This window comes from Bartonella henselae str. Houston-1, from assembly GCF_000046705.1.
GTDB lineage: Bacteria > Pseudomonadota > Alphaproteobacteria > Rhizobiales > Rhizobiaceae > Bartonella > Bartonella henselae.
Window position 1 is genome coordinate 832778 of record NC_005956.1, and the last position, 24503, is coordinate 857280.

Genomic DNA, 24503 nt, shown 5'->3' on the forward strand with positions numbered 1-24503 from the left:
TGGGATTGTTCTCTTCATCCACCATCTCAATATTGTTCACCGTTGTTTGAAACAGCGGTGGCAGAAAATATCAACAGGCTTTCAAGCCATTGCATTAAAAAGAAATCCATTCAAAGAGGGGAAAAAATGAAACAAACTCTAAGACTATTAGGTGGCTTAGCTCTGTTAAGTATTGCAGGATGTCAGTTTAATAAACCTCCTCCAGGATACTTGACTGCGTGGGAGAAAAATGGTGTTACTGATTTTACTGAGGTAGGAAAAGCCTTGTTAGAATGTGGCATGCCAAGCCTTATTGATGCCGATTCAGAAAACATAAAGAATAGCATTAATGCAAAAGCAACAATTTATGCTTGCATGATCCAATCAGGATTCCGCTATAAAGATGAAGAGGTAGCAAGAGCGGGAGGGCCATGTTACACTTTTAGAGCCGAAAATCTTCCGATTTGTCGTCCTGGCGCTGTCATCCCAAAGCGCAGTGTCAAGAAGCGCTTGAACAGCCCTTTTTGTAAAAAATATAAAAATGCACCTGAATGCCAACCTTAAATATTGCTGTTTGTGGAAACTACAATCCCCACATTCATGTGTTCCCATGCTTGTGTGGGATTGTTCTCTTCATCCACCATCTCAATATTGTTCACCGTTGTTTGAAACAGCGGTGGCAGAAAATATCAACAGGCTTTCAAGCCATTGCATTAAAAAGAAATCCATTCAAAGAGGGGAAAAATGAAACAAACTCTAAGACTATTAGGTGCTGTAACTTTATTAGGTATTGCAGGATGTCAGTTTAATAAAACTCCCACATCATCTATAGGAGCATGGGAGAAGCCAGGAGCAGATTTTACTGAGGTAGGAAAAGCCTTGTTAGAATGTGGCATGCCAACCCCTTATTATACCGATCCAGAAAACCAAAAGCTAAGTCCTAATGATATGGTCTCCATTGATGCTTGCATGGTTCAAGCAGGATTCCGCTATAAAGATGAAGAGGTAGCAAGAGCGGGAGGGCCATGTTACACTTTTAGAGCCGAAAATCTTCCGATTTGTCGTCCTGGCGCTGTCATCCCAAAGCGCAGTGTCAAAAAGCGCTTGAACAGCCCTTTTTGTAAAAAATATAAAAATGCACCTGAATGCCAACCTTAAATTTTTCTGTTTGTGGAAACTACAATCCCCACATTCATGTGTTCCCATGCTTGTGTGGGATTGTTCTCTTCATCCACCATCTCAATATTGTTCACCGTTGTTTGAAACAGCGGTGGCAGAAAATATCAACAGGCTTTCAAGCCATTGCATTAAAAAGAAGTCCATTCAAAGAGGGGAAAAATGAAGAAAACTCTAAAGCTATTAGGTGCGGTAATTTTGTTTATCATAACAGGATGTCAATTTAACAAACCTCCTCTAGGAGAGGTGGCTACGTGGGAGAAAAATGGTGTTACTGATTTTACTGAGGTAGGAAAAGCCTTGTTAGAATGTGGCATGCCAAGCCTTATTGATGCCGATTCAGAAAACAGAAAACTCAGCTACAATGCATGGGCAACTATTGATGCCTGTATGGTTCAAGCTGGTTTTCGTGATAAAGTGGGAGGGGGGAGTTGGTGTGAGAATCATAAAGTCGAAAATCTTCCGATTTGTCGTCCTGGCGCTGTCATCCCAAAGCGCAGTGTCAAAAAGCGCTTGAACAGCCCTTTTTGTAAAAAGCATCCAGAACAATATGAATGCTATCCTTAAATATTGCTGTTTGTGGAAACTACAATCCCCACATTCATGTGTTCCCATGCCTGTGTGGGATTGTTCTCTTCATCCACCATCTCAATATTGTTCACCGTTGTTTTAAACAGCGATGGCAGAAAATATCAACAGGCTTTCAAGCCATTGCATTAAAAAGAAGTCCATTCAAAGAGGAGAAAGAATGAAAAAAATCTTGAAACTATTAAGCTGTGTAGTTGTCTTAACTATAGCTGGATGTCTTAATCAACCACCTCCATCTACTTTAGCATTGTGGGAAAAACCAGGTGCCGATAAAGCGATGACCCAACAAGCCTTGACAAAATGTGGTTGGAAACCAGTCTATGCTTCTTCTGACGACATGAATTCCTATGCCAGCGAATTTGCCTCCGTTTATGAGTGCATGAAAAAAGCCGGTTTTCGGTATAAATTGCAAGATTCAAAAGGGATCTATTTTTCACCGTCTGCGAAAAGTGGCTCGTTCCTCAGCAATTTAATGGTAGCAGGATATCAGCAGTTTATGGAGAATGACAGCTTTGGTGTGAGCAATTCAACGAAACATGAAAGAGAGCTTATGCTTCGTATTGAAAAGGAGAAGAAACGCCAGAAAACAAAAAAATCTTTACAACGATAACCATTAACACTCCGCCATCTCTTTTTGTTTGGGATGGCGGGGGTGTTTTCTTGATCAATCATCTCAATATTGTTCACCGTTATTTTAAACAGCGGTGACAGAAAATATCAACAGGCTTTCAAGCCATTTCATTAAAAAGAAATCCATTCAAAGAGGGGAAAAAATGAAGAAAACTTTACAATTATTGAGCTGTATAGCTTTGCTTATTGTGGCGGGATGTAATATGTTCGATGAGCAATTGGCTTTGGATATGTGGGCAAAGCCAGGAGCAGATCAACTTGAGGTCAAAAAAGCCCTTTTGGAATGTGGCATGCCAAGCCCTTACAATGATAGTATGAACTCAAAAGATTTAAGCATGAATGCAAATGCTGCGGTTAATATGTGTCTTGTGAAAGCAGGATTTTATCATAAACTTTTTAAGGTTGGATTGCGAGACAGGTGTCATAATTATAATGCCGAAGATCTTCCTATATGTGTTCCTGGTTCTGTTATTCCGAAGCGAAGTGTTGAGAGACGTTTAAAGAGCGCTTATTGTCAAAAATATAAAAATAAACCAGAGTGCCAACCCTAACAACCAACAGCATTTGCAAAGTGCTTCAATGAGTGTTGGCTACGGTTATGGGAGTGGCGGTTCAGGCTGGAGGGGCAATGCTTCTTTTGGAAAAGGAAGAGGCTCCAGTGAACAGGTACACCAGAAGAACAGCCATATTATAGGCACGGGCACTGTTCATAGCAACAGTGGGGGAAACACCACACTAGCGGGGGGTGTGGTTTCTGCAAACCGTGTAGAGATGGGTGTTGGTGGTGATTTCACCATTACAAGCCACAGTGATACGGGACAAAGTTCCAGCAAGCAAAACTCTGTTTCTGTTGGCTTTAATGGTGGAAAAAAGGATGATGCGGCGACAACCAATCTTGCCTTGAACAAGGATAAAACCTTTAGCGATTATCACAGTGTTGTGGAACACTCCGGCATCAAAGCGGGTGATGGCGGCTTTGATATTACAGTGGCAGGTGCAACAACCCTGACCGGGGGGATTATCGACAGCAGCGCATCAGCCGACAAAAACAAACTGACCACCGGAACCATCACCACGAGTGATATTGCCAACAGTGCTAAAGCGCAAGCCAGCAGCCAGGGTTTAAGCCTTGCTACGGGTGGTCCCATGTCTCAGGGCAAATACGGTCTTGCGAAAAACATCGCCAAAAATGTCTTAGATCATGCAAAAGCCAAAGATTCACAGGAAGGGCAAACCAAAGCTGCTATCAGCAATGGCACCATCATCCTGACAGATGAGGTTGAGCAAAAGGCATTGACAGGGCAAGATGTGGAACAAGCAATCGCCTCCCTTAACCGCGATACTGCCAACGCCCATAAGGGGGTACAACAGCTTGATGTTGCCAAGCTGGAACAAATTGTCCATGAAAACCGTGAAATGGCGACACAATTGCTGGAAGAAGGGTTTAAAGTTAGCAATGAAGCTTACAAAACCATGTTTATCAAAGAACATCCCATCGCCGTGGTCGACCGTGATGAACAGGGACATATCATCTATGAAACAGATGCAAATGGGGAGCCTATAGAAAACGCTCGTGGACAAAATATTCCGAAATCTCATTCTTTAACGGCTGAGGAGAAGGAACATTTGCAAGCCGGTTCTGATGGCAAGGTGCATGTGTCGTTCAATGGCATCTTTACACCCCCAGAGGAAGCTGCTGTTTATGCCGAGCAACATGCTGTTAATAAAAATGAACCGCTTTATTTTGTGGTGTTTCCACAAGCCGATACGGCTCTCTCAGAACTTCTGGTAGCGGGGTATCAGAAGTTACTGGAAAATAACTTTTGGGGTTTGACCAATTCAACACAAGAAGCAAAAGATCTGATGTCTCGCTATGGTAATACAGGGTTAGAACTTTATGCCCATAGTCGCGGTAGCATGACATTGGGGAATATGCTGTATTCTTTTCAACAACAAGGTGTGCACGGGATAGCTAACAAAAACACGACTATCAATCTCTATGGACCAGCCTTTAATGTTTTAGTTGCATCCGATCTGTTAGGCTATGTGAGTGACGGCAAACAAACCACTGTTGGTTTTGATGGGCATAGATATGATTTTGTCAGCCGATGGATTGGCGGTAATAGCTATACTTACAAGACAATTCCTTCAGACAGTAATGCTTGGAAAGAATGGTGGAGAATGTTTACAGATCCTGACAATCCTCATACTTGTCTTGGAGATGCAAATCTTAATTGTATTAGTATGTATGGTTCATCTCATTTAAAACAAAAACCTTGAATTAAATCATGGAGTAAAAAATGAAACAAACTCTAAGACTATTAGGTGCGGTAACTTTGTTCGGTATAGCCGGATGTCATTTAGGAGGACCTCCTACATCATCTATAGGGATGTGGGAGAAGCCAGGAGCAGATTTTACTGAGATAGGAAAAGCCTTGTTAGAATGTGGCATGCCAACCCCTTATGATCGCGATCCAGAAAACGATAATCGCAGTTTCAATCAAATGGCAACAGTTTATGCTTGTATGGTTCAATCAGGTTTTCATTATGAAAATGAACATGAGGGTGGGTGGTGTTACACTTTTAGAGCCGAAAACCTTCCGATTTGTCGTCCTGGCGCTGTCATCCCACAGCGCAGTGTCAAGAAGCGCTTGAACAGCCCTTTTTGTAAAAAATATAAAAATAGCCGTAAATGCCAACCTTAAATATTTTAAATATTGCTGTTTCTGATAATCAACACTACACCATCCTTGCTTGCGCTTGGAATGGTGGATTGTTCCCTCAACCAATCGTCTCAACACTGTATGTGAAGCAGTTAACGTAGGGAATACACTTCGTAATCCTGTTAATTTGCGTCATAGGATGGATTTTGCTATCTTTAGGGTGATGAGTTTGAGAAAGCCTTGTCCGTCCTTACGTGACAAGTTTTTTTATGCCGCGTCACTATTAGCCGCCCGTGCAAGGCGCTTCAAACGTCAACATGGTTTGGATGTCTTGATGATTGATTATATCCAACTCATGACAACCCATTCAAAACGTTCTTCAGAAAACCACATTCAAGAAATGACAGCGATTACCATAGGTCTTAAAGCTTTGGCAAAAGAACTTAATATTCCCATCATTGCTCTTTCACAATTCTCACACCAAGTTGAAAACCAAACAGATAAACGTCCACAGCTTGCAGATCTACGAGAATCAGGTTCCATTGAACAAGATGCCGATATTGTGCTGTTTGTTTATCGCGAAGAATATTATCTCAAAAAGGAAGTAGCGCCAAGTATAGAAAATGGCAAGAGACAATGGAGAAAGCCAAGGGCAAAGCTGTGGTTATTATAGCCAAACAACGCCATGGTCCAACAGGAATAGTTTTTCTTGCCTTTCAATCCGATTTTACACGCTTTAGCGATCTAGCAGACAATGGGAACGTCTCAGAGAATAGGAGTGATTATCATGCTTTGTAGGATAAAAGATGTAGAGGAGCAAAATCCAATAGATTCACATTCAAAATTACGAATCTTAAAACAGCCTTTGAAAGGTCTTTGAAGACCTTTTGAGAACCCCTTAAAAACCCTTTGAAAAAAAATAAATTGCTGCAAAACCTGCTGTCAAATTGTGCAAAACCCGATGACAAGCTACAGGCATGTTGGAAAATCCTATTCCCGCACCTTTATTTATACATCCCGCACCTTAAAAAAACATACATAAAATCAAAAAGTTACAAGAGAAATAAAAGCATATGGTGGGCGTGACAGGGATTGAACCTGTGACCCCTACGATGTCAACGTAGTGCTCTCCCGCTGAGCTACACGCCCACTCAATGAAGTTGCATACACCACATAGAATTACAAACGTCAATGCCTAATTTAATTTTTTCTTTAATCAGTCACGAATAATTTAGAAAAATATCGCCTCTAAGCAGCTATAAGTATTTTTTCAACCTCATTCACAAGATCACGTAAGTGAAAGGGTTTAGAAAGCACTTTTGCATCTGGAGGGGCATCGCTATTTGAATTGAGTGCAACTGCTGCAAAGCCTGTAATGAACATTACTCGTAAATCAGGATCAATTTCAGTAGCGCGTCGTGCTAGTTCGATTCCATCCATTTCTGGCATCACAATATCAGTAAGGAGAAGAGAAAATGCTTCTTCTTGTAAACGTTCATAGGCGCTAGCACCATTATCGAAATCGGCCACTTCGTAGCCGGCACGTTCTAGAGCTTTTGCTAGAAAACGGCGCATATCGTTATCATCTTCTGCGAGCAGGATTCTTTTCATGATTATGTTCCAATTACTCCATTCGTCAGAGTTTTTGCCTCATTGATTATACAATATAGAGTATTTATAAAAAAAGTGATAAAATGCTCATAATTGGAATGAATGGCAAAATGGTTAATTCTTATCTATTTGTCTAGTAATACACAATATTAGTTGTTTATTAGTTAAATTCGAAATGTATTTGATGTTGAAATCAAAGGCTAATGTATAAGCATCTTAATCTCCGCTCTGTTTCTTTTAGGTTTCTTTCATTCTGACCAGCATTCCACGAAACACCTTTTAGAAATCTTCGTTTTAGAGATTGTCTCTATGGAAAATTAGGATGGTGCTATATTGATTTGCTGTTTTTGAGAAGTTAATAAGCAAGACGGAGTTTTTATAGCTGTTCATTTTTTATATATTTTTGTCAATCTATATTGTAAACATAATGAGTTTAGTTTACAGGTCCGTCTGTTAAACTATAGTTTTTCTATGAGATAACATAATTTTTTTGTAATAGATCAGGAATAGAGTTTTTTCTCTTTTGATTTGGATAGCTGTATTATGTTGTATTAAGATTGCTCTATCGATCATTGTTATTTTTGCAAATGGAGATTAACTTTATCGAACTATTACATTTGCGTTTTGAAATAGGTAATCGGTTGATTTTTTAAAATTGAAGTGAGCTATTCTTGAGTTTTTGAAAACGTGATTGACGTTTCGTGAAAAGATTTTCCATGAATATAAGAGTTGTACAGCTGCTATCAAATAAAAGATTGTATGTGTATTTTTACTTTAAATTGAGGTAAGTCCTTTATTTTACACTATAAAATAATCTCGCACGATTATGCAAAAGAAAACAGAATATGAAGATTGTTGTTTGATGATCAGCATAAAATCCTAAAATCAGCATTTAGGTTACTTTCTTTCTTATAAAAGCTTATTAAGCGCTTTTTGGTACTTCCATCTGGGAATGAAAGCATTAGGCTGATAAAAAGGAAATTTTTTGATTTTATCAATTCGCCCTTTTTATCATAGGAAATCACCTGAGTTCTACAAGATTCAATAGGAAATATTTAGTTAAGCTTAGATGTTTGATTTTGAGGCAATATCATAAGGAATTGGTATTCCAGATTCTAAGAGATCTTTTCTTATCAAAATTATATTTTATGCCTAACTTTTTCGTTTAGCCGTTCAGGGAGCATGTCTCTAAATAACATCTTTTTATAATTAATAGGCTTATAACGCTTAATTATTTTAAGATTTTTTTCATGTATTTTTCTATTTCCCTTTATGGTCCTAAATTACGGTCTTGTTAAAAGGTGTGATCTTATGGGCATTTCATCCACGAATAAATGCATCAAATGCAATCCAAAATTGTTTTTGGTAACTTTCTTCATGCATGATGGTATCAAGTTCGGCACCTGTAATTGTAATACTGTCTGTCAGATGCGTATATTGGCATAATTGTCGTATTTCAATGTTATTGGCTATATTGTTTTGGTTGGCAAGAATAAACAATGTTGGAATTTCTAAATGCCCATTAAGGATATTTTTTTTCACGCTATCAATTGCATTGAGTACTGATGCCATCCATCGAGATGTCGGACGTTTTATAAGAAAATCAGAGGATAAAGCTGCTTCATTGATGCGCATAAATTGCGTACTTTTTTGTTTTAATTTTTCCCCACCTTTCGCTGGTAAAAATCCAAGACCGATATCAGAAAGAAGTTGTGTTAATTTATGTTGAAAGCTATTTGTTTTATTGCCAAATGGAGCAAAAAGGGGAGAAATGCAGAGCATTTTATTAAACTTATGGTTAATGAGATCCAATCCGCTAAGTGCTATCAGTCCCCCCATGCCATAAGTTAGCATGTAGTAAGGTGGTGGACAATTACAATAAACAATATTTTTAAGAAACTCATTTAAGTCATTAATATCATTGTTAATATTAAAATAATTATATCGACTCTGTTTTTGTTTATCGGGTTGCGATTCTTCTCGACCAAACCAATCAAATATTGCTGTGTAAAAACCGCGGTTGGAAATTTCATTCATTGGTAAAAAATATTCTTCTAAAGCATTTGCATAGCTTTCAAGAATAACAATTGTTCCTTTGGCTTTTTTTATTTCGGGATGTGTTATCGCAAAACGAATTTTGCGATCAGTGTCTATTTTAAGGTGGTTATTATGGATATTGGCAGGAGGAATTCTCAAGTCTGGGGAATAAAGAGATCTTTCCAATTGACATCCTTTGTGGTGTATTGTTGCAATTTACTGCAAAGTTAGATGAGAAGAGAACGCATATTCTTATATTTTTAATATAATGATGATGAAGGGTTAAGAAACGGTTATATTGTTTTTGTATATTTTTACGAATTGAAGCACAAAAGAGTTGAAATAGAATGGAACAATTACCAGATAAATAGTGCGGTCGCCACTCTGGGACCGTTGGTTCGCGGGCAGGTTTGCCATTTGGGAACTTTGTGAATCAATTATAGTCGCTCTAAAGGAGGGCAATATTATGCGTCAAGTAGATTTTTCACCATTTTATCGTTCAACTGTAGGTTTTGATCACCTTTTTAATTGGTTTGATTCCAGAACACAACCTGACGATGTTTCTTCTTATCCACCATACAATATTGAGCGTTTAAGTGAGGATTCTTATAGAATTTCTATGGCTGTTGCTGGTTTTTCTCAGGATGAGATTGATATTGAAACACATTGCAATCAGCTGATCGTTAGGGGTGAGAGAAAACCTGAAAATGACGATGAAGAACGAGAGTTTCTTTACCGAGGTATTGCTTCGCGTGCTTTTGAACGGCGTTTTCATTTAGCTGATCATGTTAAGGTTATTGGAGCAGAACTTGGCGATGGTCTTCTTCATATTCAGCTTAAAAGAGAAATGCCGGCTGAACTAAAGCCAAAAAAGATAGTTGTGCAAGCATCATCATCTGCTGTAAAAAATGGTAACGATCATGCTGTGCGTAAAGTAAGTTTAGAAAATGAGAGAACTGAATAATTAAAACTTTTTTAAAAAATAGAAAAACGCGAGACAAAAGTCTCGCGTTTTTATGTTTTATTAAATAATAGGCTGTTTGAATAAAAACTATTTGTTCCAAACTCAGGTGGTGAAGTTTCGTATATGGCTCTACATTGAGGGAAATGGAGTGAATTTTAAAAATGTTTTGTATATATTGTAGAACAATTATTTGATTAAAAAAAACAGGTATTGTAGTTTAATACTAGATTTTGTACTAAATAGGAAAAGCTAGGAATAGGTGACAATTCATTTTAGATAAATGTTAAGTTGCATTTTGTATCGTTTTTAAGTGGGTTTTTTAGTTTTGATTTGACGCCTTAAGTGAAGTTTAAAAAAGAGTAAAGTCGCTGCAACTTCTTCGCTATCGTTGGTATTTTAAATAAGTTCTTGCAGTTTTTCATAAAGCTTTGCAGCTGCTTCCGCTACTATATGTTCAGAGAGGAATTTTATTTTTGCATCACGATAGGTCGTGTAGGCTATCCGTCCAAGCTTTTTATCAGTTTAGCAGGAATAATAGGCACCTTAAAATTTTCTGCTTTCGCTTTTGCTGCGTTTGTAAATATTTTATCTTTACTAGTGAAAAACCAATCTATAGATATTTCGAAACGATATATGTCCGTAGCATAGATGCAGGGGGATTTTTGCAAACCTCTTTTGTAATTGCAAATAGTTGTTTCAGGAATATCAAAATGTTTTGCAAATTGTTTACATTCCTTGAAGCTAAGAGAAATTTTTATTTCTTTTTAGCGTTTTGCTAATTCGATTTTAGGTTTTTTAGGTCTAATCTGCAAAAATAAAATCATAGTCATTGGAAAATTGTTGGCTGGTAGCTAAAAGTCTAAACGTTGGACTGATTAGCAGATTCTGTCAATCTGAACACTGAGAAAACAAAGAAATTTGTGTCGACTGACTATAGCTTAAGCCGTAAATACACTCTGTTCAAAAAATCCGCAAATGGGTGTTTACAGGTTATTCGCCAAGGATGGCTTAATATAGCAGCACTGCAAGTCTGCAATGAGCTTTTCAGATTCTATAACTTGTGATTTGTGGTATCTCTGATAGTGAGGTCAAGGGAATAGCTAAAACTTTTGCTAAAGAGACCATCCTTAATTTTAATTTATTAAAATTCGAAGTGCACTTTATCGGTTAACTTATAGTTTTACTCTACAGAAAAAACGAGGGAAAATTGATAATACTATAAGCTTTAGTGGGGATCTAAATATCGATATTAGTAGCAAGAGATAAAACCGTTCCTGTTGCTATATTAATAGAGCTTCTTATTTTTTGTTTTTTTTAAGTCGCATTAGCAAACGATATAAAAATAGCCATCAGAGTAAACTATGCAAATATGTTAAAAGAATGTATGGTTACACGTTCAAATCCTTTTTTAATGCCACCCCCAGAAGACAAGAATTTTGGAAAGGCTGCGATATATAGAATATTGATGCTTTGGGGTTTAGTATTTGTGTCATAAAATCATCCATTTAGCTGGTAAAAATCTTTACTTGACCCTTAGTATTATTTTCATTCTTTGATATGGGGGCTTTTGAATTTAAGCTATCGATGCCAGATTTAAGTGATTTAACTCTCATATATAATAAATAGCATCCACCCATGAGTTTTACTAAAAAAGAGCGTTTTATTGTTGAGAATAATCGCTGATACACCCTAATATGGAAAACGCTCCATGTGCATATGTTGCTGTACACACGCCAACAACATTAGCGAGCGCATTCTTTTTTCCCAGTCTCTTAGCATTACCGATGATAAGAGCCATGTTTGGATCAGGAGATATCACTAAAAAAATGAGACTATATTTGATGATTCATTTGACCTTTATCTCTGAAATTAATTTATCTTCAAGATATAAGTCTATTTCATCAAATGAGGAAATTTTACCTACTCCTTGTGGAGTACCTGTATATATATCATCACTTTTTTAACTGAATGTAGCGACTTAAGAATGATATTATTTTTCAAAGCTAAAAATCATATCTCTGGTATTACCAAGTTGCTTCGTTTCACCATTTAGCTTCATTTAAAAAGTTATTGAGTGGTTTATTTTTTCCTTGCTTATGAAGTCAGAGACGTATGCGGATTCTTTAAGTCCTTTAGACAAAAGCCAAGGAAGCTTTTTTTCTTTCAGTTTTGTTTGTAAATCTCTAGCTATTAGATCAAGCCCCACTACCACTGCATCGTAATATTCTTCAGCTTCTACTTCATAGACTATAAAAGTGTCCTTTGAGACTCTCAGCACAATTTCAGTTTTAAAATGTATTTCTTAAGAAAAGTCAGGAAGAAAAATTTGATTTCCTAACATGAGTGAATTGTTCGGCTTGCTGAATATAAAGGATTTATCTTCAACAACATTGCCAAGTTCATGTGCGTGCTCCACATAATTGCGTCCAATACAATAAATATCATTCATCATAGGGGGCCACTAAGTTTTTCATTTTCTTTTTGTACAAGCAAGATATAACTGTGGAAACAACATTTCAATATGTGAGCTTTCTAAAAAATATGCATTGCATGGATTAATAACTTAATCTTGATAATAGCCAGTCAGTTAGCATTACCTTTCCAAGCTCTCATGAGAGGGGGCGATGTGGTGGCCTCCACAGGTAAAACATAAGGAGCACGTAAAACTCACGATTTTTTCTTAGATGCTTTTCTAAACAACCAGAATCACTCAAGTTTACTTCTTGCTGTGTTCACTAAGATACCGTTTTTCTTCATCTTTTTGAAGAATTCTGAATTAATTATTTCTATGTTTTTTTGTAAGATGGCTAGTGCAGTGATAGCACATCAGACTCTTCTAGAAGATAATTCATGTCTTTCTAGAAGTTTGAATTTGAGTGATTTTGCTAGATTTTTATTAATATATGGATCATAGACAAGTAGTTTGAATCCAAAAGGTCTTAATCTTTCTAGCGTTGCTTTTTCTATTTTACCTAGGTCTATCAATTCAATGTTTTTATGTTTTGGATGGAATGTTTTAGGATTATTTTCTTACTATGTTTCATCATATTTTTTTGTTAAATCATTCTGTCTGGATCCTTGCTTGCAAACCTCCAAAATTATGGTTAATGCAGTATCAGCCACTTTACAATAAGAAGAGTTATGAGAAAATTTGGCACCATGCTTTCTAAGCGCTTCATGGTCTACCTGTTCATAATCGATACAAAAATTGTACTGCTATTTTATAATTACGCAATTTGTGGGCTGTTTTCTCTGTTACTTTTGCATGCCAGCTTAATAGGGCATCAATCTCTTTTAGAATTTTGTCAGGAAAATCGTCTTCATTTAAAGAATTAAAGAAATAAAACTTAATGTCAAAGTTAGCCAGTGGTTTTTCAAACTCACATATTTCAGTTCACACAAGGAGTAATGAAAAACATTAAAAGGTAGAAAGATAGTGAATTTGTGGATAAGATATACATTTAAATCCATAAAAAAAGCACCGTACAGAGCGCTTTGGTGTTTTTGATGAAATCTTCCACACGTTAGTTAAAAAGTGCTCTGTACGGTTAAATCTAGGGAAAAATCCCATAGGTAAAATTATGGATTAATGTAGCGATACTAAAATATCTATTCTTAATAAACCGTAAACAACTAGTGCAAAAAATTTTGTTGCAACGGCGGTGAGGCTGCTTCATGGGGGTAGGGATAGTTTAGTATTTTCATAACCTTTATGAATATCAGGATGTTAAGAGAGAATATGAAACGTTCAATGGAGGTCAATACCATGACATACCTGAGAATGTCGACTTCAATATCAAACTACACGTGAAAGCGTGGATTTCTGGTGGTGCGGCCCCCAAGATTGTTATCAACTATAAATTTCTCATAGATAAAATCAGTAGAAAGCTCAAAAATTATTGAAAACTAATTGATATATTAAAAAAACTTTTAGTCATATACAGCATAAAATTTACAGGGTTGCGGTTTTTGCAAATAAAGAAAAGTCCGTCCAAATACTTTGTTTTATCTTGATCCCCCTTATTTTGGTGTTGAGGATTACTATGGAAAGGACTTGTTTAAGCAGGAAGATTACCAGACGATATTTGCGCTGCTTGCGCAATTAAAGGGGAAGTTTCTTCTTTCTTTCAATGATGTGCCAGAGATACGAAAAATTTTCAGCCAGTTTACCCGAAAAGAGGTGAGAACAACTTCTTCTTATAATTCATCAAATAACGTGATTCCGGCAAAGGAACTGATCATTACCAATTGCGACTTTTAAGAGAAGATAAAAAGATTTATTAAAGGAACTTTAAATGACCTTTGAAAGGTTTGTGAAGACCCTTTGAGTGTAGTTGTACAATAGGTTTTGTAATAAGTGGGAAGAGGTGGGGTTAGATAGGAATACGTGATAATTTATTGTTTTTATGTATAATTTCTATCATTAAATGCGAATTTTTTCAAATTGGATTTTGACACCTGAAATTGCAAAAAAGAGCGAAAATCGGAAAAAAGTGCGGCTCAATGATAAAGATGACAGAAAACTTTGAAAGGTCTTTAAAAATCCTTTAAAGATTTTTAAAAAGTTTGTGAAAGCCCAGAAAACTAGCTTTGAAGACCCTTTGAGAACCCCTTAAAAATCATTAAAAAAAAATAAACCTGGTGTCAAAATATACAAAATCTGCTGACAAGCTACACTACAGCTAAACTTAATATATTTGGGGGAAGAAAATGGTCGGAGCGGCGGGATTCGAACCCACGACCCCTTGACCCCCAGTCAAGTGCGCTACCAGGCTGCGCTACGCTCCGAACCGTGAAAAACGACTAAACGACTGTTTCTTTAAAGGCAAGAGAAAAATAAGAAGAACAAAACCTAAAGTATCTTTCCCATTTTAAAAAGAGCTTATTCCAATAAAAGTGAAATTCTGAACTTTGAGGTTCCCTTACTATTCTAGGAGAAATAATTAAATTGTCAAACTCTTGATTGTTGTTGATTATAAGTACATATTTAAAGTGAGATAAGATTTTTGTGTTTCTAAATGCCATGTATTTGGGGGGGTAAACCTGATAAATACGAGAGAAAAATAATATTCGTTTCATATTTCTATTTACTCATCGAGAATTTGACAAAAGGGTGAATGTTTATACAAATATCATAAAGGATGCATGGTGTTGAAGGGCTTTTGCTCTGTTTTTTACTTTTGGAGAAGGGATATTTCATATAAACAGCAGAAACAGCAAAAATAGAAACTCTAGATTGCAAAATCAAAAATAGGAAATTGTTGGATATGAGATTTTTATCGCGATGAGAAAAGATCAAAACATTTCAATTTATGTCTTATTGTTTAGTATATACCAGATAAATAAAATGTCATAGATAAAATATTAAAGTCTTTATTTAACAAGAAAAGAGTAAACGATGAGTCGTTTTTCGGTAGTAAATTTGACAGAAGCCGCAGTGGATCGTGTTAAAGAGATTATGAATACAAAAGATGCGCGGGGTATTCTTATTGGTATCAAAAAAGGCGGCTGCGCAGGGATGGAATATACCATTACTCTTGTCAAAGAAGAAATTTTGGATGCAGATGTTGTTGAATTTAATGGTGCCCGTGTTTTTATAGCACATGATGCAGTCTTATTTTTATTAGGAACGCAGGTAGATTATGAAGTGACAACACTTCGTTCCGGTTTTGTATTTAAAAATCCTAATCAAGTTTCAGCATGTGGATGTGGTGAATCGGTAGAACTTCGTCCCGCTTCGCAAACTCAACTAAATGAAACGTACCAAGCTAGTTGAACTGAGTGAGGTGGGGAGCTTTTTTAGATTGATAAAATCTAATATTTTTCTTACTTTTTATTCTTAGCCTTATTCCAAAGAGATTCCATTTCTTTCAAGGATGTATTAGCTAGTGTTTTAGATTGTGTGTATAGGCTTTCTTCAATATAGGTAAAACGATTTCGAAATTTTGTATTTGTTTTTTTTAATGCTTTTTGTGAATCAATATTCAAGTGAAGCGCGAGATTCAGCAGAGAAAAATAAAGATCACCGAATTCTGCTTCTATATCTGATGTTTTGTCATTTTTTATTGCATCTTTGAGTTCATTAATTTCTTCTTCAATTTTTGCAAAAAATTTATGGCTTTCATGCCAATTAAATCCCACTGTAGCCGCTGCTTTTTGTAAAGCAAGTGCTTCTTGGTGTGCTGGTTGAAGCTTTTTTATTTTTTCAAGAATACTTGTTGTGGAATTAGTTGGTAAATTTACTGCCTCGTAGCACTTATTTTGTTCAGCCCGTTCTGTTTTTTTGATTCGCTCCCATTCATCTTCTATAAAACCGCGTTTTTTCTGTTCTGCATTGCCAAAAACGTGAGGATGGCGACGAATCATTTTTGAGGTAATCGCGTAAACAACATCTTCAAAAGTAAAGCTACCTTCTTCTTGAGCAATTGTAGCATGATAGACGACCTGTAAAAGAAGATCACCGAGTTCGTCACAAAGATCTGTTCGGTTTTTCCGTTCAATAGCATCAATAACTTCGTAAACTTCTTCAAGCATATAAGGTATGAGGGATTCAAATGTTTGTTTTATATTCCAGATACAGCCGCTCTCACGATTTCGTAATCCTGCAACAATTGCGATAAGATCATTGATATCTTTTGACGCAAACACTTATATCTCTCCTATAAATGTTATGGATATAGTCAACTATCCCAACGTCTGTGTAACCAAGTCCATTGCCCTGGATATTCACGTACCCAACTTTCAACAATATCGTTTAATTTCTGCGTGGAAGCAGCTATATCAATTTCATTTTTTTCATCAAGTGGAAGTTTTACACGTTCATACAACTCTAAACGATGTCGCCTTCCAGCTAGACGGATACAGCGTGCTGGATAGATATCACAATCATATTGGCGAGCAAGTTTTATAATTAAGGGGTTCGTTTTAAGTGGTCTGTTGAAAAATGTTCCCCAAACACCTCGGCGAAATTTTTGATCAACAAGCATGCCAACATTCTCTCCCTCTGCTAATTTGGCTGCTAATGCCCAAGCAGCACCAGCCTTGGAGGGAACAAGGTGTCCCATGGAAGTTTGTCTGGCTTTAAGGACTCGTTTTGCAATATAGGGATTATTTGGTGGTCTAAATAACACTGTAACATTCAGACCAAAACTTTGTGCGCATATAGGAAGAAGTTCGAAATTTCCGGTATGCGCTGTGAAAAAAATATGCGGTTTTTTTTCATTTTTTAATCGCTCAAATATTTCTGCACCTTTAACTTCAATAAGACCTGGCTGATCCGCATGAGGATCAAAATCAAAAATTTTATCAAGAAAAATATATTCAGCCAAAAACTGTCCTATATTCTCCCACATTTCTACTGCAATTGCACGGAGCTCTTCTTCTGTTTTTTCTGGATAGGCTGCTCTAAGATTTGCAAGAGCTATTTGATGACGGTTTACAAGGGGACCAAATGTTTTTGCTAACCAGGAAAAAAAAACAAATCCAATGTTGGCAGGAAAATATTTTAAAATAAGTAAAGAACTAATGAGCAGATATCCCCATAAAAAGTGAAATGATTTTTTTGCTATAATTTTAATATGATATACAAAATTTTTAATATAGAATTTCATCATAATTTAATCGATTTTAAGAATAATTTTACCAAAAACGTCACGACTTTCCATTCGCTTTAAAGCTGTATCAATTTCATTAAATTGAACAATTGTATCAATGACAGGGTGTACAACGCCTTGTGCCATTTTCTGCATGGCGTTTTGCATATTTTCTATACGGCAGCCAAATGAACCGAATATCTTAAGTTGTTGCTGAAACAATTGCATGAGATTGAATGATGTTGAAATACCAGAGGTAGAACCACAAGTTACCAAGCGTGCTCCTGGTTTCATACACAACAGAGAACCGCTCCATGTCTCTGCACCTACGTGTTCAAAAACAACATCGACACCTTTTTTTTTGGTTAATTTGCGCACAACACCTTCAAAACGATCTTTACGGTAATTAATAACATGATCCGCACCAAGAGATTGTGCTTTTGCAATTTTTTCATCTGAACCGACAGTCGTGATAACTGTACACCCTTTTTGTTTTGCGAGTTGAATGGCTGCTGAGCCAATACCGGAACCACCTGCCTGTATCAGGATTGTTTCGCCTGTTTGTAGTTTTGCATTATCGAAAAGCATATGTTCTACAGTACCAAAAGTGATTGGAGCAACAGCTGCTTGCAGTTCATCACATTTTGCAGGGGCGGAGACCAATAGACGTACTGGCAAATTAACAAGTTCGCGGGCAAAACCGTCAAGATGAAAACCGTAGACGCCCTTTACATCATTGCAAAGATTATCACGTCCTTCACGGCAAGCTTGGCATATTCCGCAGGTTTGTGCACCATAAATTGAGACAATTTGTCCAAGTTGTAAATTTTTAACGTTACTTCCCAGCTGAGTAACTTCACCGGAAGCTTCTGCGCCAATGACAAGGGGCATTTTTCTTTTAGCAAAGGCCATACCACGCCAGCCCCATACATCAAGATGATTAAGAGCAACAGCTTTTATACGTACTGTTACTTCATCGGGGTTAGGTGGTGGTGGTGGGGCAATAGTGGTGATTTCAAGTTGGCGTTCATTGAATAGTTGCAGTGCACGCATTATTATTCCCCCTCAAATATATGACTTTTAGATTAAGTATGACAAAATTTGATCAGTATTAAAAGGATTATCCTTTATAGGCTGTGATAACAAGACTCATATTTTGACCGCCGAATCCAAATGAGTTGGACAAAACCGCATTGACACAGGCCTTACGGCTATGGTTAGGAACAACATCTAAAGGGATAGCAGGATCAGGATCATCATAATTGATTGTAGGAGGAAGTATTCCCGATTGAATCGTTAAAAGCGAAAAAACAGCCTCTATTGCACCGGCAGCAGTTAATGTGTGGCCAATCATTGATTTATTAGAAGAAACAGGAATATGTTCTAGTCTATCACCGAAGACTGTTGATAATGCGAGATACTCCATCTTTTCATTTTCGGGTGTTGAGGTGCCATGTGCATTAATATAATCAATTTCATTGATGGTTATATTCGCATCCTCTAAAGCTTTGCGAACGGCTTCAATTGCTGGAGATGCATCAGGTTTTGAACGCGTACGGTGAAAATCATCTGCTGTTTCTCCACAGCCAGCTAAAATTCCTAAAATTATCGCATTACGATCTAGTGCGCTTTTGAGGGATTCAAGAACAAGAGCACCTGATCCTTCTGCCATAACAAAACCATCTCGGTCACGGCTAAAGGGTTTTGCTGCTTTTTCTGCAGGATCATTTTGGGTTGAAAGAGCAGATAATAATGAAAAGCGTATAAGGGATTCTGCTGAAACTGAACCATCTGTAGCAATTGTGAGTGCACGATTTGTTTCTCCCCGTCGAATAGCTTCAACACCTAATTGAATGGCTGTTGCACCAGATGCACAAGCAGTGGAAAGTGTAATAGGAAGTCCTTTTGTGCCAAATTTTTTCTGAAGATTTTCTGCAATTGCACCAAATTGTGTGGTTTCAAACAGCGTCTCGTGGAGTTTATGGCTGCAGATTTCAAGAAGATGCACATAGGAAGGCGCACTATTTAATTCTCCTTCTTGATCAAGAGTAAGACGCGCTTTCCATTCAAGCTCAACAGGAGGAGCTGCTAAAAAGAGTGGTCCATTAAAATTCGTTTTACCAAGATCTGCTTGCTCTAAAGCTTCCTCTGCTGCAAGATTAGCAAGTTTTTCAGAAAGAGCAGAAGCACCATACGTGCTTTCTTTAAGAAAATCGACTGTTCCAGCAATACGTGTTTTTAATTCATCAACAGGAAAGCGCGTTATTTTATGGATACCGCTAACACCACTTGTTAATTTTTGCCAATTTTCGTGTTTACCTTTCCCCAGTGATGTTACAATTCCTGCTCCAGTTATTGCTACAATTGGACGTCCAAAATGATCGTTATATTGCATTGTAGAAATCCCCTTATACAGCAGTTAGCTGTGCTATACCTTCAGCTCTTTTGATACCAATGGTTGTAACAAATGCTTCACGTATTTCTTTAGGAAAAGGTTTTTCATGAGCACTGAATGCTGGAAAACAGCGTTTTTTTTCAATAGAAAGTGCAGCAAGTGCGAGAGCTAAAGGAAATTGTGCTTCCCGCATATAACCAAATAATGTTGTGATACCGCGGTAAAACATATCATTAGCCTCAAGAGCATTTTGTTCTGCTTTGGTCACTTCATGAAATCCTGAAGCCGCTGAAATGACTAAAGAATTTTTAGCTCCTACTGTTTTCAACAGTGTTGCAATGGATTTTTCAAGTGGAATATTTGTTCTGTCTGTTTGATCCGTGATGATCTGGCTAATTTCAGCATAAGCACGTGCATTACGTTTTTTCGCATGTTTCCCATTTTCAAGGACTAGAAAGATACCACCAGAACCCGTTATAATACCACCACCAAGGCAATTTTTACGATCCCATACTGGCGACCATCCACTGCGTGATAAGAGACCTCCAAGTTCATGCGCTAACAGCATATCATAGCCTTGTGCATTATAAGAGCTTCCTACCAATACATGTGTACTTTGTCCTGATCGAATACGAGCTACAGCAATTTGAAATGCAGAAAGCCCACACCCTTCTTCTCCCATGAAGGTACGAGAAGATCCGGTTACTTTATGAACAATTGAAATATTTCCAGCTAAAAGATTTGAAAGTTGTGCTAAAAACAGAGTTGGACGAAGTTCAGTTGAAAGGATTGAATTTAACATAGAAGCATGATCAGCTCCTATACGTGCTTTGGAAAGAATTTGTGTGTCAACATCAATGTCACGTTCTCCTCCACCTGCTGCAACAATCATATCCATTGTTGACGTTAATTGTTCATTATTCTTTATACCTGCATCATCAAGAGCAAGGCCCGCTGCATAAGTCCCAAGACGTTGCCACGTTCCCATTTGCCGTTGATCGCTTCGTTTTGGAATTTGCAAACCCCAGTTGATTTCGGGCAATTTATGGATAGTGTAGGGGGAGAAAGTTGTACAATCAAGATTTGGTGTAAGGGTTGTGTTATTCAATATATCCCAATGATGCTCAACCCCTTCACCCAAAGAGGTTATCAATCCTATACCAGTGATGAATACTGTTTGATCATGCATGATAAAAGAAATTAATTCTCTTGTTTTAAAGCAACGAGTTCATCAATTTTTGCGCAAAGATTTTTAAGAACAAAGTATTCTTCAGTTGCAACTGTACCTTCATTAACTTCTTGTGTCCATTGTTCTAGCGGAATTTTAATTCCAAAAGTCTTGTCAATGGCAAAAACAATATCAAGAAAGTCAAGACTATCAATCCCTAAATCATCGATTGTATGACTTTCATATGTAATCATATTGCGATCAACTTCACTGATTTCTGCGATAATATCAGCAACTTTATCAAATGTAGAGGACAATGTATAATTCCTTATTATGTTTGATGGCTTCAGAAGATAATTTAAGTATTATTTAGTATAAATTCTTTTAGTTTTTAACAAAAGACTTAACTATGGAAAATAAGTTTATAGGACATGAAATATCATACATCAAGGTTTTGAAAAAAATTGATGTTTTATTGTGACTTTATTTATTTTCATTATGCAATTTTTTTCTATTTGCAGCAAGCACAGCAAGAGCTGTCATATTAACCACTCCTCGTGAAGTTACTGAAGGTGTTAAGATGTGTGCAGGACGTGAGGCTCCGATTAAAATAGGTCCTACATGAAGTGCATTGGTGAGATTTTTTACGAGATTGAGTGTTATATTAGCGGCATCAAGTGTTGGGAAGACAAGCAAATTTGCTTCACCTTTAAGACGTGAATCAGGAAAAACACGATCACGAAAAACTTTAGAAAGAGCAGCATCTCCGTGCATTTCTCCATCGGCTTCTAAATTTGGGTATAATTGAGCAAGAATTTCAGTTGCACGGCGCATTTTACGCGCACTTTCTGTATTTTTGGAGCCAAAGTTTGAGTGTGATAATAATGCTGCTTTGGGTGTTATACCAAATGCTTCAATTTCTTTTGCAGCCAGTACTGTCATTTCTGCTATTTCTTCTGCAGAAGGATCTTCATTAACATAAGTATCTGTTAAAAAAAGGGTGCGGCGTGGAGAAATAAGCAAACTCACAGCAGAAAAATGACGAGTATTTGAATCAAGTCCAATAACTTGTTCAATTAATTCAAGGTGACGTTCAAAACGTCCTTCTAAACCGCAAATCATTGCATCAGCTTCTTCACGCATAACTGCGAGGGCAGCAATCGCTGTTGTTGAGGTTCTCACGATTGTTTTTGCAACTTCGGGTGAAACACCACGTCTTCCTGTATAACGGAGAAATAAGCTAACATAATCACGAAAACGTGGATCATCTTCTGGATTTGTAAGTTCAAAATCTATGCCAGGGCGAATTTTTAAACCAAAGCGTTTTAGTCTCGTCTCCACTACATGAGGACGGCCGATGAGGAGTGGAATTGCTGTTTGTTCTTCAAGCACAATTTGCGCTGCTCGAAGAACGCGTTCATCTTCACCATTGGCATAAATGACGCGTTTACGTTTTGCTGTTTTTGCTGCTGCAAAAACGGGCTTCATTGTTAATCCAGAACGAAATACGAATCGGTTAAGGATATCATGATAAGCTTCCATATCTTCAATTGGCCGAATCGCTACCTCTGTTTCCATTGCTGCTTTAGCCACGGCAGGAGCAATGCGTAGTATTAAGCGTGGATCGAAGGGAGAGGGAATAAGATAATCTGGACCAAAACTAGGTGGTTTCTTTGAATATGCACGTGCTGCAATATCTGAAGTTTCTTCGCGGGCGAGGGCAGCAATTGCATGAACTGCGGCTATTTTCATTTCTTCATTGATTGCGGTTGCACCAACATCTAATGCACCACGGAAGATATAAGGAAAACAAAGGACATTGTTTACTTGATTGGGATAATCAGAGCGTCCTGTGCAGATCATTGCATCTGGTCGCACAGAACGTGCTTCTTCTGGCATAATTTCTGGTGTTGGATTAGCAAGGGCCAAAATTAAGGGATTTTGAGCCATTTTTTTCAGATATTCAGGTTTTAAAACGCCACCTGCTGAAACACCTAAAAAGATATCTGCATCATCAATAATTTCAGATAAAGTGCGTGCATCAGTTTTTTGTGCATAACTGATTTTCCAACGATCCATAAGTGTCTTGCGACCTTCATAAACAACCCCCTCTAAGTCACTAAGCCAAATATTTTCAACTTTTGCTCCAAGACGGACCAAAAGGTTGATACAAGCGAGAGCTGCTGCCCCCGCGCCTGAAGAAACTATTTTTACATTTTCAATTTTTTTTCCTGCAAGACTTAATGCATTTAATACCGCTGCAGAAACAATAATAGCAGTTCCATGTTGGTCATCATGGAAAACTGGAATATTCATCTTAGTGCGAAGTTTTTCTTCGATTTCGAAACATTCAGGAGCCTTAATATCTTCAAGATTTATACCACCAAATGTAGGTTCTAAGGCAGATACGGTTTTTACCATTTGTTCAATATCAGATGCATCAATTTCAATATCAAAAACATCGATATTCGCAAATTTTTTGAATAAAACGGCTTTTCCTTCCATAACCGGTTTTGAGGCGAGGGGACCAATATTTCCTAATCCAAGAACAGCAGTTCCATTTGATATAACGGCAACTAAATTAGAACGAGAAGTATATTGTGCAGCAAGATTTGGATCTTTATGAATTGCAAGACATGGTGCAGCAACACCTGGAGAATAAGCAAGAGCTAAATCACGTTGATTATCAAGAGGTGTTGTAGCTTGGATTTCTAATTTTCCAGGCTTTGGATGTTGATGATAAAAAAGTGCGGCACTGTCAAGTTCAGTTTTTTGTGAACTGAAATCATTATTTCGTTCTGTAGACATTTTTATGATATCCAGGTTAGTATATGTTTATATATGGGGATCCATCTACCATAAGGCCTTGTACACTGATAGATTCTAATTTCTCTGAATACAAAAATCTACAGGTATGAGCAAACTCTTCTAGAACATTAAATTAGTTTGCTGATTCTTTTCGTTTGCACTCGTTAACAATTTTATTGACATCAGCATAATCAGTCTTCTCCCCTTAAAAAATCACAGAAGTTAGTCATTAAAAAAACAAGTAAAATATTACTGATAATCACATTACCAAGCGGTTATTTTTTTTGCAATGCTCGCAAAAAGGAAAAACAGAAGAGTTTTCTATTAATTTAACCTGTTTTCTTTAAATATATGCTTTATTTATACTTTTATAAGTGATTTTAAGAATTGAAACCAACACTTGCAATATCTTAAACTGTTCGTATCTTTTTTAAAGAGGCTTTGCAAACTGAAGAGTGGAAGTTTTATTTTTTATTATTGAATAGAGGGAAAAGGAATTTCTTTAGGATTGAAGCTTGTATTCAATGTTATAAAATATGCTCATAAAACGAAATTTGATACGGTTGAAATGAGTTGTATTGTAGGTATGTCAGCAATATGTGTGTGTTTCAATGAACAAAGATTTAGTGAAAAAAACTGCGAGTGAGCATTTTATAAATGAAGTTAATTTTTACAGAATCTTTATACGAGATGTGAGATAAAAAAGGGAGCTGACGTGAGAAATATGGCGAGAGTAGTGCTTATCCTATGAAATGCTATGCTGTTTGGCAATTGATCACACTATTTAAAACCGAATTCAACCCTCTATTCAACCTTTGATGTAAATATATTTTTAATCAGCGCATTTTATCATAAAGATGAGCGATGAATATAATCGGAAAAAGAAAAAGTG

Annotated in this window: 21 protein-coding genes, 2 tRNA genes and 3 pseudogenes; 13 read left to right on the plus strand and 13 right to left on the minus strand. The window is 37.0% G+C overall.

Translation table 11 applies throughout. The features are described from left to right. Positions 1-126: 126 nt before the first annotated feature. The 10 genes and pseudogenes from AYT27_RS03710 to AYT27_RS03755 form a co-directional block, all read left to right on the plus strand. A complete protein-coding gene (locus AYT27_RS03710) occupies positions 127-543 on the plus strand; it encodes a hypothetical protein (protein WP_041583392.1) in 417 nt (138 codons plus the stop codon). Positions 544-589: 46 nt separating this feature from the next. Continuing rightward, positions 590-727: a hypothetical protein gene (locus tag AYT27_RS03715; protein ID WP_155245611.1), complete on the plus strand. Its 138-nt coding sequence runs from the start codon at positions 590-592 to the stop codon at positions 725-727. Next, on the plus strand, positions 724-1137 hold the full coding sequence (locus tag AYT27_RS03720) for a hypothetical protein (protein WP_011180632.1): 414 nt from the start codon (positions 724-726) through the stop codon (positions 1135-1137). Before AYT27_RS03715 ends, AYT27_RS03720 begins: the two co-directional genes overlap by 4 nt. Before the next feature lie 46 nt (positions 1138-1183). Next, on the plus strand, positions 1184-1321 hold the full coding sequence (locus tag AYT27_RS03725) for a hypothetical protein (protein ID WP_155245611.1): 138 nt from the start codon (positions 1184-1186) through the stop codon (positions 1319-1321). Continuing rightward, positions 1318-1722 (plus strand): hypothetical protein, encoded by a 405-nt coding sequence (locus tag AYT27_RS03730; protein ID WP_011180634.1) that lies wholly within the window; start codon positions 1318-1320, stop codon positions 1720-1722. Before AYT27_RS03725 ends, AYT27_RS03730 begins: the two co-directional genes overlap by 4 nt. 181 nt (positions 1723-1903) lie before the next feature. Continuing rightward, on the plus strand, positions 1904-2353 hold the full coding sequence (locus AYT27_RS03735) for a hypothetical protein (protein ID WP_011180635.1): 450 nt from the start codon (positions 1904-1906) through the stop codon (positions 2351-2353). A 163-nt stretch (positions 2354-2516) separates the two neighbouring features. Next, positions 2517-2924 carry a hypothetical protein gene (locus AYT27_RS03740; protein ID WP_011180636.1) on the plus strand — a complete coding sequence of 136 codons (408 nt, stop codon included), beginning with the start codon at positions 2517-2519 and terminating at the stop codon, positions 2922-2924. Positions 2925-2937: 13 nt separating this feature from the next. Continuing rightward, on the plus strand, positions 2938-4653 hold the full coding sequence (locus AYT27_RS03745; protein ID WP_457911895.1) for a hemagglutinin repeat-containing protein: 1716 nt from the start codon (positions 2938-2940) through the stop codon (positions 4651-4653). A 20-nt stretch (positions 4654-4673) separates the two neighbouring features. Then, positions 4674-5078 (plus strand): hypothetical protein, encoded by a 405-nt coding sequence (locus AYT27_RS03750; protein ID WP_011180638.1) that lies wholly within the window; start codon positions 4674-4676, stop codon positions 5076-5078. A 238-nt stretch (positions 5079-5316) separates the two neighbouring features. Continuing rightward, a pseudogene (locus AYT27_RS03755) lies at positions 5317-5834 on the plus strand (DnaB-like helicase C-terminal domain-containing protein); the annotation flags it as partial. 276 nt (positions 5835-6110) lie between these two features. Here AYT27_RS03755 and AYT27_RS03760 read toward each other — a convergent pair. The 3 genes from AYT27_RS03760 to AYT27_RS03770 form a co-directional block, all read right to left on the minus strand. Then, positions 6111-6185 (minus strand) — tRNA-Val (locus AYT27_RS03760). A gap of 99 nt (positions 6186-6284) precedes the next feature. Further along, the gene (gene cpdR, locus AYT27_RS03765) at positions 6285-6647 is read right to left on the minus strand and encodes a cell cycle two-component system response regulator CpdR (protein ID WP_011180639.1); all 363 of its coding nucleotides are present in this window, start codon (positions 6645-6647) and stop codon (positions 6285-6287) included. 1320 nt (positions 6648-7967) lie between these two features. Further along, a complete protein-coding gene (locus tag AYT27_RS03770; protein ID WP_011180640.1) occupies positions 7968-8870 on the minus strand; it encodes a serine aminopeptidase domain-containing protein in 903 nt (300 codons plus the stop codon). 280 nt (positions 8871-9150) lie between these two features. On the opposite strand from AYT27_RS03770, the gene AYT27_RS03775 reads away from it, so the two are divergent. Continuing rightward, entirely contained in the window at positions 9151-9648 is a 498-nt protein-coding gene (locus tag AYT27_RS03775) for an Hsp20 family protein (RefSeq protein WP_011180641.1), read from the plus strand. A gap of 1846 nt (positions 9649-11494) precedes the next feature. On the opposite strand, the pseudogene AYT27_RS09625 reads toward AYT27_RS03775, so the two are convergent. Then, positions 11495-12100 (minus strand): annotated as a pseudogene (locus AYT27_RS09625) (fumarylacetoacetate hydrolase family protein). Between the two features lie 254 nt (positions 12101-12354). Further along, on the minus strand, positions 12355-12468 hold the full coding sequence (locus AYT27_RS09685; RefSeq protein ID WP_395948344.1) for an NAD(P)-dependent oxidoreductase: 114 nt from the start codon (positions 12466-12468) through the stop codon (positions 12355-12357). A 1168-nt stretch (positions 12469-13636) separates the two neighbouring features. On the opposite strand from AYT27_RS09685, the pseudogene AYT27_RS03810 reads away from it, so the two are divergent. After that, positions 13637-13909 (plus strand): annotated as a pseudogene (locus tag AYT27_RS03810) (DNA adenine methylase); the annotation flags it as partial. A gap of 450 nt (positions 13910-14359) precedes the next feature. Here AYT27_RS03810 and AYT27_RS03815 read toward each other — a convergent pair. Then, positions 14360-14436, minus strand: a tRNA-Pro gene (locus AYT27_RS03815). A 610-nt stretch (positions 14437-15046) separates the two neighbouring features. On the opposite strand from AYT27_RS03815, the gene AYT27_RS03820 reads away from it, so the two are divergent. Continuing rightward, on the plus strand, positions 15047-15424 hold the full coding sequence (locus tag AYT27_RS03820; protein ID WP_011180642.1) for an iron-sulfur cluster assembly accessory protein: 378 nt from the start codon (positions 15047-15049) through the stop codon (positions 15422-15424). Positions 15425-15474: 50 nt separating this feature from the next. Here AYT27_RS03820 and mazG read toward each other — a convergent pair whose 3' ends face one another. From mazG to AYT27_RS03855, 7 genes are all read right to left on the minus strand, one after another. Further along, positions 15475-16296, minus strand: coding sequence for a nucleoside triphosphate pyrophosphohydrolase (gene mazG, locus AYT27_RS03825; RefSeq protein ID WP_011180643.1), 822 nt, complete (start codon positions 16294-16296; stop codon positions 15475-15477). A gap of 32 nt (positions 16297-16328) precedes the next feature. After that, positions 16329-17258, minus strand: a complete 930-nt coding sequence (locus AYT27_RS03830) for a lipid A biosynthesis lauroyl acyltransferase (RefSeq protein WP_011180644.1) — start codon at positions 17256-17258, stop codon at positions 16329-16331. Between the two features lie 6 nt (positions 17259-17264). Then, positions 17265-18293, minus strand: a complete 1029-nt coding sequence (locus tag AYT27_RS03835; RefSeq protein ID WP_011180645.1) for a zinc-binding dehydrogenase — start codon at positions 18291-18293, stop codon at positions 17265-17267. A gap of 67 nt (positions 18294-18360) precedes the next feature. Then, positions 18361-19635: a beta-ketoacyl-ACP synthase gene (locus AYT27_RS03840; RefSeq protein WP_011180646.1), complete on the minus strand. Its 1275-nt coding sequence runs from the start codon at positions 19633-19635 to the stop codon at positions 18361-18363. A 13-nt stretch (positions 19636-19648) separates the two neighbouring features. Then, complete coding sequence (locus AYT27_RS03845; protein WP_011180647.1) at positions 19649-20824, minus strand: beta-ketoacyl-ACP synthase; 1176 nt, start codon at positions 20822-20824, stop codon at positions 19649-19651. A gap of 11 nt (positions 20825-20835) precedes the next feature. Continuing rightward, complete coding sequence (locus tag AYT27_RS03850; RefSeq protein ID WP_011180648.1) at positions 20836-21120, minus strand: acyl carrier protein; 285 nt, start codon at positions 21118-21120, stop codon at positions 20836-20838. Between the two features lie 166 nt (positions 21121-21286). Further along, complete coding sequence (locus AYT27_RS03855) at positions 21287-23611, minus strand: NADP-dependent malic enzyme (protein ID WP_011180649.1); 2325 nt, start codon at positions 23609-23611, stop codon at positions 21287-21289. Positions 23612-24503 lie beyond the last annotated feature (892 nt).